The organism is Catenuloplanes atrovinosus (genome assembly GCF_031458235.1).
Classification (GTDB): Bacteria; Actinomycetota; Actinomycetes; order Mycobacteriales; family Micromonosporaceae; genus Catenuloplanes; species Catenuloplanes atrovinosus.
On the sequence record NZ_JAVDYB010000001.1, the window covers coordinates 4382645 to 4397126 of the forward strand.

At 72.1% G+C, this 14482-nt stretch carries 11 protein-coding genes; 3 read left to right on the plus strand and 8 right to left on the minus strand.

Annotation, left to right across the window (positions count from 1 at the left end; translation table 11 throughout):
• Positions 1-206: 206 nt before the first annotated feature.
• Together J2S41_RS19640 and J2S41_RS19645 are read right to left on the minus strand one after the other, a co-directional pair.
• Positions 207-2612 carry a glycoside hydrolase family 95 protein gene (locus tag J2S41_RS19640; RefSeq protein WP_310369354.1) on the minus strand — a complete coding sequence of 802 codons (2406 nt, stop codon included), beginning with the start codon at positions 2610-2612 and terminating at the stop codon, positions 207-209.
• A gap of 40 nt (positions 2613-2652) precedes the next feature.
• Positions 2653-3114, minus strand: coding sequence for a MarR family winged helix-turn-helix transcriptional regulator (locus J2S41_RS19645; RefSeq protein ID WP_310369355.1), 462 nt, complete (start codon positions 3112-3114; stop codon positions 2653-2655).
• Positions 3115-3258: 144 nt separating this feature from the next.
• On the opposite strand from J2S41_RS19645, the gene J2S41_RS19650 reads away from it, so the two are divergent.
• On the plus strand, positions 3259-4455 hold the full coding sequence (locus J2S41_RS19650) for an FAD-dependent monooxygenase (RefSeq protein ID WP_310369356.1): 1197 nt from the start codon (positions 3259-3261) through the stop codon (positions 4453-4455).
• Here the strand turns inward: J2S41_RS19650 and J2S41_RS19655 are convergent.
• Together J2S41_RS19655 and J2S41_RS19660 are read right to left on the minus strand one after the other, a co-directional pair.
• Entirely contained in the window at positions 4431-5924 is a 1494-nt protein-coding gene (locus tag J2S41_RS19655) for a nitrilase-related carbon-nitrogen hydrolase (protein ID WP_310369357.1), read from the minus strand. The two genes, J2S41_RS19650 and J2S41_RS19655, sit on opposite strands and share 25 nt — an antisense overlap.
• On the minus strand, positions 5921-6235 hold the full coding sequence (locus tag J2S41_RS19660; RefSeq protein ID WP_310369358.1) for an SDR family NAD(P)-dependent oxidoreductase: 315 nt from the start codon (positions 6233-6235) through the stop codon (positions 5921-5923). Before J2S41_RS19660 ends, J2S41_RS19655 begins: the two co-directional genes overlap by 4 nt.
• Before the next feature lie 108 nt (positions 6236-6343).
• Here J2S41_RS19660 and J2S41_RS19665 point away from each other — a divergent pair, with 108 nt between their 5' ends.
• The gene (locus J2S41_RS19665; protein WP_310369359.1) at positions 6344-6769 is read left to right on the plus strand and encodes a MarR family winged helix-turn-helix transcriptional regulator; all 426 of its coding nucleotides are present in this window, start codon (positions 6344-6346) and stop codon (positions 6767-6769) included.
• 186 nt (positions 6770-6955) lie between these two features.
• Here the strand turns inward: J2S41_RS19665 and J2S41_RS19670 are convergent, their stop codons facing one another.
• From J2S41_RS19670 to J2S41_RS19680, 3 genes are all read right to left on the minus strand, one after another.
• On the minus strand, positions 6956-8512 hold the full coding sequence (locus J2S41_RS19670) for a molybdopterin-dependent oxidoreductase (RefSeq protein ID WP_310369360.1): 1557 nt from the start codon (positions 8510-8512) through the stop codon (positions 6956-6958).
• A 55-nt stretch (positions 8513-8567) separates the two neighbouring features.
• A complete protein-coding gene (locus J2S41_RS19675; protein WP_310369361.1) occupies positions 8568-9209 on the minus strand; it encodes a fasciclin domain-containing protein in 642 nt (213 codons plus the stop codon).
• A gap of 173 nt (positions 9210-9382) precedes the next feature.
• Positions 9383-11680 carry an ABC transporter substrate-binding protein gene (locus J2S41_RS19680; protein ID WP_310369362.1) on the minus strand — a complete coding sequence of 766 codons (2298 nt, stop codon included), beginning with the start codon at positions 11678-11680 and terminating at the stop codon, positions 9383-9385.
• 333 nt (positions 11681-12013) lie between these two features.
• On the opposite strand from J2S41_RS19680, the gene J2S41_RS19685 reads away from it, so the two are divergent.
• Positions 12014-13198, plus strand: coding sequence for a cytochrome P450 family protein (locus J2S41_RS19685; protein WP_310369363.1), 1185 nt, complete (start codon positions 12014-12016; stop codon positions 13196-13198).
• 64 nt (positions 13199-13262) lie between these two features.
• Here the strand turns inward: J2S41_RS19685 and J2S41_RS19690 are convergent, their stop codons facing one another.
• Complete coding sequence (locus J2S41_RS19690; RefSeq protein WP_310369364.1) at positions 13263-14072, minus strand: alpha/beta fold hydrolase; 810 nt, start codon at positions 14070-14072, stop codon at positions 13263-13265.
• Positions 14073-14482: the final 410 nt, after the last annotated feature.

Sequence of the window (14482 nt, forward strand, 5' to 3'; positions counted from 1 at the left end):
CTCGGGGAGCTGTGCGGGCGTCCGGGGTCGCGGTCGGCCGCCTCGCACCCGGCCCCGCGGCACGTCCCGAGCCCCCGGCGTCCCGGGAGTCGCGACGCGGTTCCGATCGGCGGTCCGATGTGCACGTTCACCGGGGCTCGGGACGATCGCTGCCGTGAGCGAGTTCCGCGTGCGGACGGATCTCCGGACGGTGCCGCACGGCGGCGTCATCGCGTGATGCGGTACGTGTGGCCGGCCCGGACGGCGAACTCGACCACATCGGTCTCGGGGCGGGCGGTCGCGGGCGTGCCGCCGCCGGTCAGGTCGGTGATCGTGTGGCCGCCGGTGAACAGCCGTGCCCGCAGCCGCACCGTGCCGTCCCGGTCGGCCCGGACGGCGAATTCGCCGGCCTGCCCGCCGCTCCACGCCATCGCCACGGTGTAGCCGCCGCGGGCGCGCAGGCCGGTGACCCGCCCGGTGGGCCAGGCCGCGGGCAGCGCGGGCAGCAGGTGCAGCTCGCCCAGGTGGCTGTGCAGCAACATCTCGGCGATGCCGGAGGTGGCCCCGAAGTTGCCGTCGATCTGGAACGGCGGGTGCAGGTCGAACATGTTGGGTGCGAGCCGGTCGGTGCGCACCAGGTCGCGCAGCAGCTTGTGGGCGCGGGCGGCGTCCTCCAGCCGGGCCCAGAAGTTGATTTTCCAGGCGAGTGACCAGCCGGTGCCGTCGTCGCCGCGCAGCTCCAGGGTGCGGCGCGCGGCCTCGTACAGCTGCGGGGTGCCGCGCCGGGAGATCTGGTTGCTCGGGTGCAGGCCGTACAGGTGCGACACGTGCCGGTGGGTGCGCTCGGTCTCCACCCAGTCGGCCAGCCACTCCTGGATGTTGCCGCGCGAGCCGACCCGTGTCGGGGCCAGCCGGTCGCGGGCGGCGCGGACCCGGGCGCGCAGGTCGGCGTCGGTGGCCAGCACCTCCGCGGCCCGGTCGCAGGCGTCGAAGAGGTCGCGCAGGATCTGGTTGTCCATGGTGGGCCCGGCACAGACGCTGACGTCCGGGTGGTGCGGCAGTTCGGGCGAGTTCGACGGGTTGGTCACCAGGTAGCCGCGGGCCGGGTCGGTGACCAGCGTGTCCAGGAAGAATTGGGCGGCGCCGCGCAGGGCCGGGTAGTGGGCGCGCAGGAACTCGGCGTCGCCGGTGAACCGGTAGTGCTCCCAGATCAGCGTGGCCAGCCACGCGCCGCCGGTCTGCCACATGCCCCACAGCGCGCCGTCGACCACCGAGGAGCCGCGCCACGCGTCGGTGTTGTGGTGGGTGACCCAGCCGCCGGCGTTGTACTGCGCCCGGGCGGTGCGGGCGCCGGTCACCGTCAGGTCTTCGATCATGGCGAAGACCGGCAGCATGCACTCGGCGAGGTTGGTGGTGCCGGCCGGCCAGTAGTTCATCGGCAGGTTCGCGTTCAGCGTGTACTTGGAGTCCCACGACGGCGCCAGCTGATCGTTCCAGATGCCCTGGAGGTTGGCCGGCTGGGTGCCCGGCCGCGACGAGCTGATCAGCAGGTACCGGCCGTACTGGAACAGCAGCGCGGCGAACTGCGGGTCGTCCTGGGTGGCGTGCCGGGCGATGCGCACGTCGGTGGTCTGGTCGGCCGCCGCGGTGCGGCCGAGGTCGATCGTGACGCGGCCGAACAGCGCCTGGTAGTCGGCCAGGTGCCGGGCGCGCAGCGCGTCGTGCCCGACGGTGCGGGCGGCGGCCAGGCGGTTGCGGGCGATGCCCTGGTAGTCACCGGTGACGGTGCGGTAGTCGACGTAGCTGGAGCCGATCGAGATCAGCAGCGTCACGGCCGTGGCGCCGGCGACGCGCAGCGTGCCGCCGGAGCTGGTGACGGTGCCGCCGTCGGCGATCGCGTGTGCCAGGGCGAGGAACCGGACGCTGCCGGCGATGCCCTCCATGCTGCCGGAGACACCGTCCAGCGCGATCGTCGCACCGTCCGGGCTGGCGACCGTGGTGCGCTGCGGGCTGTCGAAGCCGGCCGTGACGGTGAGTGCGTTCGCCCGGTCCGCGGTCAGGCGGACCACGATCACCTGGTCGGGCGCGCTGGCGAAGACCTCGCGCCGGTACCGCACGCCGCCCGCGGCGTAGGTCAGGGCGGCGGTGGCCGTGGTGAGGTCGAGGGTGCGGGAGTACTGCGTCACCGTCCCGGGCGACGGGAAGGTCAGCCGCAGGTTGCCCACCGGCTGGTAGGCCAGTTGCCCGCCCGGGCTGCCCATCATCGTCTGGTTGATCAGGTTCTGCGCCTGGCTCCACTGGTCGGCGAAGACCAGCCGCCGGATGTCGGCCAGCGCCGCCGCGCCGCGGGGGTTGCTGGAGTCGTACGGCCCGCCGGCCCAGACCGTGTCCTCGTTGAGCTGGAGCAGGTCGGCGTCGACGTTGCCGAACACCATGGCGCCGAGGCGGCCGTTGCCGATCGGCAGCGCGCGCAGCCAGTCGGTGCCGGCCGGGCCGTCGTAGCGCAGCACCAGGTCGTCGGCGGCCGCGGGCGCATCGGTGCCGTGGGCGGCGCTCCACCCGGCGGGCGTCAACGCGGCTCCGGCCCCGAGCCCGCCGGCGGCGAGCAGGTGCCGTCGTGTCACTGCGCTCATCACACTCTCCCCACCTATCGGTTTGTATCGATGTTAGCCCTCACATTTCCGCGTCGATGCGGCCCTGGAGGGCCGCGCGGACGTCGGCGAGGAACGCGACGACGGTGGCGCGGTCGTCGGGAGACAGCGCCCGCGCGACGTCGTCCACGGCCAGGATGGTGGGCAACCACGCCGCGGTGCTGCGGTCGCGGGCCGCGTCGAGGATGCGGACCAGCACCCGGCGGCGATCGGTGGGGTGGGTCTCACGGGCGATGTGCCCGGCGCCGGCGAGCCGGTCGATCAGTGCCGTGGTCGCGTTCGCACTGATGCCGAGCAGCCGCGACAGCTCCGCCGCGCCGAGCGGGCCACGGGTCTGCAGCAGGTAGAGGGCCTGCACGTCGGTGACGGTCAGGCCCAGGCGGCGGGCCTGCCGGGCGGCCAGGTCGTTCGAGGCGTTCACCAGCGCCTGGACGGCCGACGTCGCGGGATCGACGGATTCAAGAGTGCTGCCATGCTCAGTCATCGTTGTCCTTGTATAATCAAAGTGCTTGGAACGTCTTACACGGAACTATCGGCAGTGCAGTATGCCGCTTCAGCATCTCGTCCCCGCCGCCGCGCGCGGCGGCCCACCACACCGGCCACGCCCGGAGTTACCGGAGGACTCACCATGACCCGACACGCTCTCATCTCGGGCGCCAGCATCGCCGGCCCGGCCCTGGCCCATCAGCTCGCCGCGCGCGGATGGCGGACCACGGTGGTGGAGCGCGCCCCCGGACTGCGCGAGGAGGGCCAGAACATCGACGTCAAGGGCGCCGGGCGCGAGGTCGCCCGCCGGATGGGCATCGAGGAGGACATCCGCGCCGCCGGGACCACGGAGCTGGGCCTGCGCTTCGTCGACGAGCACGGCGCCGCGCTGGCCGAGTTCCCGGTCGGGGACGACCGCGTGGGTACGGCGAACCGGGAGATCCTGCGCGGCGAGCTGTCCCGCATCCTGCACGAGCACACCCGCTCCGGCACCGACTACCGCTTCGGCACGCAGATCACGGCGATCGACGACCACGGCGACGGCGTACGGGTCCGGCTCTCCAACGGTGAGATCGTCGACGCCGACGTGGTCGTCCTCGCCGAGGGACTGCGGTCGCGCACCCGCGCGATGGCGTTCCCCGAAGCCCGCGTCCATGAGCTCGGCATGTACTGCGCCTACCTCACCGTCCCCCGGCTCGCCGACGACGATCGGTGGTGGAACTGGCACCACGCGCTGGACACCCGCGCCGTCCACCTGCGCCCGGACAACCTCGGCACCACCCGGGCCGTGTTGTCGTTCCTGACTCCGCTGCGCGGCCTGGAGGAACTCGACCGCGCCCAGCAGGTGCTGGTGCTGCGCCGCACCTTCGCGGACGTGGGCTGGGCGGCACCGCGCATCCTCGACGTGATCCAGGAGGCGCCGTTCTACTTCGACGCCATCGGCCAGGCCCGCATGCCCCGCTGGAGCAACGGCCGGGTCGCGCTGCTCGGCGACGCCGCCTTCTGCGCGTCACCGATCGCCGGGATGAGCACCAGCCTGGCCCTGGTCGGCGCGTACGTCCTGGCCGGCGAGCTGGCGGCCGCGGACGACCCGCGTGCCGCGATGAGCCGCTACGAAACCATCGTGCGGCCGTACGTGGAACGGGCCCAGCGGCTCATGCCGGGCCTCCCCCGCTTCGGCAACCCCGGGACCCGGCGGGAGCGGGACATGCTGATCCGCTTCTTCCGGGTGGTGAACAGCCCGGTCGCCCGCCGGATGGGCGACCTGATCGGCAAGCGGTACGGCCCGCCCGCGGACGCCATCGACCTGCCGGCCTACCCGGAGGCCGCGACGGCGTGAGCCCGCTGCGTCGCGGAACGGCGCCGCGCCACCATCGACGTGGCCGCCAGCGTCAGCACCCCGGCCAACGCCAGCCAGGACGACACCTCGCCGGTGAACCGGTACGGCGTGCCGGGCGAGCGCACCGGCACCGTCGCGTACCAGATCCCGGAGTCCGTCGTGGTGTCCTGCGTGGACAGCACCCGGCCGGCCGCGTCGTACGCGGTGGACTGGCCGTTGAAGTCCTGCCGGACCAGCGAGTAGCCGTTCTCGATGCCGCGCAGGCTGGCCATGTCGGTGTGGGTCCGCCCCATCTCGGGCCAATCGCCGCCGGGCACGAGCATGATGTCGGCGTCGACGTGTGTGATCGCGGGGAAGTCGACGTCGTAGCAGATCATCGACGAGATCCGCCCGTACTCCGTGTCGATCACCGGTGCGCCGTGCCCGCCGGGCCGGTAGATCTCCAGGCCGGGGATCGGCCGGGCCTTGTCATAGTCCCAGCGCAGACGGCCGTCCGGGTCGAACAGGTGGGTCTGGTCGGTGCCGAACGGCGCGGCGGGAAGGTAGGTGAGCTCCGCGACGAGCAGGTAGACATCCTCCTCGTCGGCGACGCGGGCCGCGCGGTCGAGGTAGCTCTGCTTGTCGGCCGCCACGACCCGGGCCGCGTTCTCCGACCACATCACGATCTTCGCGCCACCCCGGGCCGCGGTACGGGTCTGGCCGAACAGGTCGTCCAGCAGGGCGGGGGCGGCGGCGCGCACGTCCTCGGGCCGCACGGTGCGCGGGTCGGTGACCGCGAGCCGCGAGGCGCCGTGCACGGCGGTCTCCGCGTCGATGGCGGCCTGGCTGGGGTTGATACCCGCCACCCGTACGGTGGGTTCGCCGGTGGCCACCCCGATCAGTCGTGCCTGGCCGCCGGCGATGACCAGGGCCAGCAGGGCCGCGTACCCGATCGCGACCCTGTCGAGCCGGCCGGTCTCCCACACCAGGTTGACGACCGTCGCGGCGGCACCGACGAGGAACGCGATCGCGTACGGGCCGGTGACCGCGGACAGCTGCACCAGCGGCGCCCAATCCTGCAGGATCGCGGCGTGCAGCCCGTACGCGGTGCCGAACGGACCGAACGTGCCGAGCAGGAACTGCGCCGACATCAGCGCCAGGGGGAACATCAGCAGCCGCGCGACCGGCGGGCCGTGGTGCACGATCAGCCGGTCGGCGGCGTACGGCAACCACAGCACGACGCCGAACCCGGCGATGCCGGCCAGCGTGAGCGCGGTGACCGGAACGGCGAGCTGCACCATCCACAGCAGCGCCGCCGCGATGGTCACCGCGGCGACCGCCGGCAACGCGGTCAGCGGGCCGGTACGCACGAACCTCAACAGCAACACGGGCGCGACCCATGCGGCGATCGACACGTCCCACCGGCCACCGGTGGACAGCAGCGCGGCGATCGCACCCAGCGCGAGACAGGCATATCGGGCCCTGGTCATCGCACCTCCCCGACGACCGAGGACTTGCCGGCGCGGCGGTTGATCCGGCCGGTGAGCCGGGCCACGGTCGCGCGGGTGCGCACCTCGTTCAGCGATGCGCCCATGTCGTCGGCGGATGTCAGATCCGCGGCGATCGTGGCCATCTCGACCCGGTGCTCACGGCGGATGTCGGCGGCCAGATCCTCCAGTGCCGGCGCGGGCCGGGCGATGAGTGTCAGGTGCGAACCGCGGCGAGCGAGTTCGTGTGCATACGCCGTCCCGAGCCCTTTGGAGGCGCCGGTGACAAGCGTCGTGGTGTCAGTGAGGTCCACAGCTCGTTCCACTCTGCGAGTAAACTTCGAGTCTCGAAGTAAATGAGACCATAACACCTTCGAGTCTCGAAATATAGTGTGGGAAGGTGCTTACAGTAGGGTGGCGAGATGCGCGAGACCGACCTGGAGACGGTGATCCGGGCCAACCACGAGCTGTTCATGATCACCAGCGTGCGCATGGAGGCGCTGCTGGCCGGCTTCGGGCTCACCTATGCGACCGCGCAGGCCCTCTGGTCCATCGATCCGGACGAGGCGCCGCCATCGATGAAGGTGATGAGTGAGCGACTGTTCTGCAACGCGCCCAATCTCAGCTTCATCGCGAATCAACTGGCGCAACGCGGATACGTCGAGCGGGCGACGGACCCGGCCGACCGGCGATCCCGGGTGCTGGTGCTCACCCCGGAGGGCCGCCGGGTGCGCGCGGAGGTCGTCGCCGGCGCGCTGACGTTGAGCCCCTTCACCGCGTACGACGACACGAAACTCCATGCGCTCGCCGCGCTGCTCACCGAGGTGCTCGCCCTCAACCCGCGCTGAAGCCGGGCCCTGATGCCGGCCTCCGCTCGCCGGCACGCACCGAGGCTCCGGCCCGGTCACCAGTTCGCAACCCTCAACTTGGCACCGGCGGGCGAGCAAACGCCCCCGGCAGCTCCGACGTTCTTGGCCCTTTTCCATCGGCACCGCCACCGCGACAGTGAGCACCCGGTCCGGATGCCGAAGCATTCAGGTGATGGTCACGGTGATGGTGTGCCAGCCGGTGGCGCCGTCGGGGAACGGGGTGGCGCGCTGTTCGGTCTGCCGGGCGCCGGTGGTGTCGGTGGCGCGGACGGCGATGGAGTGCGGTCCCGCGGTGGCGGTCCAGGGATAGCGCCACTGCACCCACGTATCGGTGGACGGCACCGGCAGCAGCTCGGCCTGGCTCCATTCGCCACCGTCCACGCTGATCTCGACGACGCCGATGCCGCGGCCCTGTGCCCACGCCACCCCGGCGATGGTCTGCGTGCCCGCGGTGAGCCGGGCGAACGGTTTCGGCCTGTCGATGCGCGACGCCGTTTTCACGGGTGCACGGGCGGCCCAGCCGCGTTCGACCCAGTAGGCGTCGACGTCCGCGAACGTGGTGACCCGCAGCTCGGTGAGCCACTTACAGGCGCCGGCGTAGCCGTACAGGCCGGGGGTCAGCATCCGCACCGGGAAGCCGTTGACCAGCGGCAGCGGTTCGCCGTTCATGCCGACCACCAGCATCGCGTCGCGTCCGTCGAGCAGCACGTCGATGGGGGTGCCGATGGTCATCCCCTCCGCCGACCGGGCGATCAGCTGGTCGGCGCCGGCACGCGGCCCGGCTTCGCGCAGCAGCGGCGCCAGGGGTACGCCGAGCCAGCGGGCGGTGCCGATGTAAGGGCCGCCGACCTCGTTGGAGACGCAGTTCAGGGTGATGTCACGTTCGATCAGCGGCCGGTCGAGCAGGGCGTCGAAGGACAGTTCGAATTCGTTGTCGACCATGCCGTGCAGGCGTAGCCGCCAGGTGCCGAGGTCGATGCGGGGAATGGTGAGGGCGGTGTCGACCCGGTAGAACTCGGTGTTCGCGGTGACGAACCCGGGTGCGGTCCCGGCGGGCAGCGGCCGGGCCGGGCTGGCCGGCGCCGGAAGCCGCAGCGCCTCCCGGGTGCTGGCGGCCGTACCGGCCCGGGCTCGGTTCAGCCACTGCGCGCTCCCGCCGGCTGTCACCGCGCCGCCGGCGACCAGAGCGGCGGAGCGCAGGAACACCCGGCGGTCGAATTCCCGCTGCGGTACATCCGTGGTCGCCGGACCCACCGCCGGAGCGCGGGCTGAGCCGGGATGCACGAGGGCGGGCTCCGACGCGGGCCGGCGCAGCAGCCACCAGAGGACGGCACCGGCGGTGGCGGCGCCGAACAGCGACGGAACCGGGTCGAAGACCTCGGTGGCGGGCCGTGACAGGGCCGCTGCCGCGCCGGCGGCGCCGAAGACGACGGCGCCGGCGACGACCGCGACACGGCGGCGTAGTCCCAGGATGCCGGTGACGGCGGTGAACAGCAGCAGCACCGCGACGATCGCGGCGAGCAGCACGGGTTTGTCGTACGTGCCGAGCGTGCGTACCGCGAATTCCTTGACGGCGGTGGGGGTGGCGTCGATGACCGCGCCGCCGACGGCTACCAGCGGCCCGGCCTGGGGCCGGGTCGCGGCCGCGAGTAGTTCCGCGGCCGCGACGCCGAAGCCCGCGGCGAGGACTCCGGAGGCCGCGCCCACCATGATGCGTCGCATCGACGACCTCCGAGTGTGGTGCGAGCTGGATCGGTACGGTGCGGGGCCGTGCGGGTCAGCTCTTCGGCATCAGGACGGTGTCGATGATGTAGACGTTGGCGTTGGCGGTCTGCACGTTGCCGCAGATCACCCCGGCCTTGCCGTCGACGGTGAACTGCTCGCCGCCACCGCTGACGGTCACCTCGCCGCCCTGCAACGTCTTGTGGGTCCCCGCCAGCTCGCCGGGCGTCAGCTTTCCGGAGACCACGTGATAGGTCAGGATGCTCGACAGCGTCGTCTTGTCGGCGAGCACCTTGTTCAGATCGGCCTCGGGGATCTTGCCGAAGGCGTCGTTGGTCGGTGCGAACACGGTGATTCCGTCGGCGGTGTTCAGCGAGTCGACCAGGTCGGCCTGCTTCACCGCGGACACCAGGGTCGACAGTAGGGGGTTGCCGGACGCGGCGGTGGCAACCGGCACCTGGGCCATGGCCTCGAAGCTGCCCTTGTTCGCCGGATCGGTCGGGACAGCGGCACAGCCCGGACCGAAGTTGACCATGTCCATCGCGGCCGGTGCGCTCGCCGCCATCGTCGGGGCCGCCGTCGTCATGGTCGGCGCGGCCGATCCGGCGGTGCTGTCATCGGCGTCGCCGCCACAGGCGGCCAGCGAGACCGAGAACAGCGCGACGGCGGTCACGGCGGTGAACTTGAATACGCGCATTTGGGATCTTCCTCCATCATCGGGGCTTACATCAACGATTCGTGACAGCCCCGACGGCGGATGGGTGAGAGCTCGAAGATCTTCCGCGGACACCGCGGGCCACCGCCCCGAGCCCGGCGGCACCCGGCACGTGCGAACCCGACTCCGCGGACCAGGCCGCCGCGGGCCGGTAATCAGCCGTCTTGAACTTTCGCGGTGCCCTGGTATTCCAGCGCACCGCCGACGAGGGCGTACCGGGCCACCCGGATCTTCGCCGGGTCCGGCGAGCCTTCCTCGGCGAACCGGTACCGGGACATCAGCACGCTGTCGTGCTCGGACTCGGCCACGTGGGTCAGCAGTTGCGCGCGGGTGCGGGCGCCGACGGCGATGCCGGACAGCAGGATGTTCGCGGCGTCGTAGGCGTATGCCTCGTAGGCGGTCGGCGCCGTGCCGTACGCCTGCCGGTACCGTTCCGGGAATCCGCCGGTCGCCTCCCCCGCCGGGATGTTGGGGCCGGTGACGATCGCCGGCGCGGCCTTGTCTCCGGCCTGCGCGCCGAACGTCGCGTCGATCAGCCCGTCCGTGCCGACGAACGTGCCGGTGAAACCGGCCGCGCGCAGCTGCCGCAGCAGTACCGAACCGTCGGGGTAGAAGCCGCCGAAGAAGACCGAGTCGGCCCCGGACGCCACGATCGCGGCCACGTCCGCGGCCGGCACCGTGCCGTCGCCCGCGATCCACCGCTCGCCGGCCACCGCCACCCCGGCGACATCCTTCACCGCCGTAACGGTGCTGCGGCCGTAGTCGTTGTCCTCCCCGACGAGGAACAACCGGCCCTGCGGCGATTCGCTGCGCAGGTAGACCACGGCGGCGCGGGCCTGCATCACCTCGTCCGCGGCGAGCTGGAACCGGCCGGTCCAGCCCTTCGCCCGCAGCGTGGAGTCGGAGGCCGACGGCGAGACGAACGGCAGCCCGCCGTCGTCGAGCACATCGCCGGTGCGGTGCGTGTCGGTGCTGAGGACCGGGCCGACCACGCCGAGGATCCGCGAATCCGCGACCAGCCGCTGCGCCGCCGCGGCCGCGCCGTCGCCCCGCTCACCGCCGTCGAACTCGGCCAGCTCCACCCGGCAGCCGGCACCGGACCGATTGTGCTCCTCGACGGCCAGCGCGGTGGCGTTGCGCATCGGCGCGGACAGACCAGACCCGCTGACCGTGGCGCTGCCGAAGAACGCGATCGTGGCCGTGCAGTCGGTCGGCGCGGGCGTCGAAGTGGGTGCGGGGGCGGCGCCCTCACCGCCCTCCTGCCACGGCGCGGTAGCGCCGAGCACGGCCAGCACCGACGCGACGACCACCACGACCCCGCCCAGCAGATTACGCCGGGCTCGCCGTCCCGGCGCCCGCACCGCCGGGTCCACCGCGGACGCCACCGCGGCAGGGACCGGCCGGGGCGGATCCGGAACGGCACAGCCCTCCGCCACCACGAGTTCCGGCTGCTCGCTGACCCGCGGCGCCGACCCGAGCCGCCGGTGCAACTGCGCCGCGACCAGCGGCATCCGGCTCGCGCCACCCACCAGGTGGACCCCGGCCAGGTCGCCCGGCCCGAGGCCGATCCCGGCGAGCAGCGCCTCCACCGCGTCGACCGTGCGCGCCACCAGCGGCGCGGCCAGTGACTCCAGCACATCACGGCCGAGCGGGGCCTCGACATCCAGCAGCGGCAGGTGCAGATGCGTCCCCGACGCCCTCGACAGCAGTTCCTTGGCCCGCCGCGCGTCCTCCCACAGCTGCCACCGGGCGCGCCGGTCCACCGCGTCCCGCGGCGCCGTCAGCCGCCGCCATGCCGCCGGGTCCCGCACCGCGTACAGCGCGCCCAGGTGCGCGACGACAGCGGCGTCCAGGTCCGCGCCGCCCACGTCCGGCAGACCGCCACTGGCCTCCACCACGAACCCGTCCCCGGTGCGGCGCACCACGCTCGCGTCGAACGTGCCGGCTCCGAAGTCGTAGACCAGCAGCCGCGCGCCGACCGGCAGGCCCGCCCCCTCGCCCACCCGCCGGGCAGCCGCCACCGGCTCCGGGATCAGCTCCGGCTCCGGCAGACCCGCCTCCGCGGCCGCGGCGCGCAGCACCCGCTGCCGCAGCGGACCCCACGCCGCCGGATAGGCCAGCGTCACCGCGTCCGGCGCGCGCCCGGCCACCCGCGTCGCCTCCGCCCACACCCGGCGCAGCACCGCCGCGATCAGCGCCGTCACCGGCACCTCGTGCGTGCCGAGCAGCACCGTGCCGTCGTCGACGCGCGCCTTCGGGGACGGCTCCAGAAGCTCCGGCCGTCCCCGCGCCCCGTACAGCGCGTCCGCGCCGGTCAGCGGGCCCTCGCCGGACCAGAGGACAGCGGACGGCAACGCCGGCGTGCCATCGAACATCAGCAAGGTCCGGTCGCCGCCCGCGCCCGCGAGCACAGCGACCGTGTTCGACGTGCCGAAGTCGATCCCGAGCCGCATGGACCGAGTCTAGAAACCGCGCTCCAGCCCACGAGGTAACCGTCCGCCGGGCTGAGGACCCCACGGCCGCCGCGGCGGGTTTCCCCACCGTTCGATAGATGCAGATGAAGGGATGCGATCCACCCCTCGTTCTATCGGTATGAGATCTCGCCTCAAGACCTTCGTGGCCGCAGCACTGACCGCCGTCGGCCTCACGAGCCGATGTTCTTCGACCTGGAGAACGTGATCGCCCGCGCCTGACGGTTCCCCGGTCCGGGGTCGGCGCCATCGTCCCGGACCCTGGTCCATCGACAGCCGTTGCGGTCTGATGGAAGGCATCAGCACATTCGGCCCATGAGCGGAGCCATCGTGGACGACAGCGGCATTCTCACGAATCCACATCCGATCTACGCCGCATGGCGTGCCGAAGGACCGGTTCGGCGCGTGCGGCTTCCGTCCGGCGAGCAGGTGTGGATGGTGACCGGGTACCAGGTGGCGCGCGCGGCCCTGACCGACGGCCGGTTGTCCAAGGCGCCCCGCGACCCGGACTCGTACTCCGACGCCGACAACGCGATCAACCGGCACATGCTGTCCAGCGACCCACCCGACCACACCCGGTTGCGCCGGCTGGTGGCGGCGGCCTTCACCACCCGGCGTGTCGAGGAGCTACGACCGCGGATCGAGCGGATCGCGGACACCCTGCTCGACGAGATGCGCGGATCCGATCGGGTGGATCTGATCAGCGCGTACGCGTTCCCGCTGCCGTTGCAGGTCATCTGCCTGCTGCTGGGCGTTCCGGTACGGGAACGCGACACCTTCCGCGCCTGGTCCACCACCATCGCCTCGGGAATCGACGCCACCGGCGGGGCCACCGGCGAGGACCTGCGGACCACCGTCGCGGAACCCACCGCGTACCTGCGGAATCTGGTCGCCCACCGCCACGATCATCCAGGCGACGACCTGCTCTCCGCCCTGGTCAGCGCGCGCGACGACGAGGACCGCCTCTCCGGGGACGAGCTGACCTCGATGGCGTTCCTGCTGCTGGTCGCCGGCCACGAGACCACCATGAGCCTGATCGGCAACGGCACCTACCTGCTGCTGCGCGACCGGCGGCGGTGGGACCGGCTGCGCGCGGACCGTACGCTGCTGCCCGCCGCGATCGAGGAGTTCCTCCGCTACGAGAGCCCGGTCGAGCTGTCCACCGGCCGGGTCGCCACCGAGGACTTCACGCTCGGCGGTCAGCGGATCGAGGCCGGCGACATCGTCATGGTCAACCTGCTCGCCGCCAACCGGGACCCCGCGCACTTCGAGTCCCCCGACGAGCTGATCGTCGATCGTCCCCGCAACCCGCACCTCGCCTTCGGCCACGGCATTCACCACTGCCTGGGCGCACCGCTGGCGCGGGTGGAGGCGCTGGTCGCCTTCGACAAGCTGCTCACCGCCGCCCCCGACCTGACCCTGGCGGTCGACCCCGACGAGTTGTCCTGGCGCCCGACGACTCTCATGCGCAGTCTGCGCAGCCTGCCCGTCCGTATCTGAGGCGAGGTGTGCACCCCGCCCCCGGCAGGACCCTCGCCGGGCCCTGCCGGGGTTCGCCCCACGATCATTCCGGGCGGTTTCGCTCAGCGCCGAGCGCGGCGACCTCGCGTACGGCCTCGGCGATGACCGGGAAGTCCTTCCTGAGCAGCGCACCGTGGTTGCTGGCGACCTTCGCGTGGATGCGGATGTTCGGGTTGCGGACGGTAACCGCATCCAGGCCGGCCCGGATCCGTTCCTGCTCGTCACCGCGGCTACCGAGCGACGTCCCCGAGGCGACCACGTAACGGGTGGGGACGGTGATGGCGTCGAGCACCGGTCCCAGCTCGCGCTCGCGGGACAGCTTGCCGAGCTCGATGTTGCTGTCGGCCTGCTCCGCGGCGGTCATCCGCGGCGCCAGCCCCGTGGGGCGCAGCAGCGGCAGCCACCAGCTCATCCGCCGGAACATCGTCCGAATCCGTTGCTCCATGGCCTCGTCGAGCCAGTCGTGCGGGAAGGCGCCGTCGACCATGACCGCGCCTATCGTGCGGTCCGGGTGCCGGTGGGCCCGGTGCGCGGCGACCACCGCTCCGTAGGACCAGCCCACCAGCAGCGCCCGGTGCACCCCGCGGGCCGACAGGACGGCGTCGACGTCCCGCACGGCGGCCTCGAAGGAGTAGTCCGCCGAGCGCCTCGATCTGCCGCGGGCCCGCTCGTCATAGGTGATGTGCCGCCACCCGGCACCCAACTCGGCGATGACCCGCCGCCAATAGCCCTGGGTGGCGAACTGTCCATTGAGGTAGACGACGGGGACGCCGGCACCCCCGGTGTCGGTGACGGCCAGGGCCGTGTCGTCGACGGCCACCATGCCGGACCACGTCGTGCTGTTCGTCGTCATGCGTACCACCTGCTCCTGTCGGATTGCGCCGGATCTCATCGCCGCTGGTGAACTCGGTTGGGTGCGGCCGGACCCTCGCCTGGCGGAGCCGGACGCGCCGAGGGTCCGGATCGCCGCCGCGAACCCCGTCGATCGAACGTTTCTGACAACGGAAAAGCTACGTTGCCTTTACCGAGTAGGCAACTCACTCGTTGCGCACATGAGCCATTATTCCTAGTAAACGTCCGGCAATCATTGCAATGGCAATGAGTGCAATGCAACGAGGGGTGATCAAACGTTGCAATGGAAGAAGGGTGAACGCCGCCGGTGCCAGGCGTCAGACTCCATCGATCAGGACCGCCGGCAGGTCGCGCTCGGACCGCCGACGCGGAGATCGGGGCGTGGAAGGAGGCCGGTCGTCTCGCCGTGCG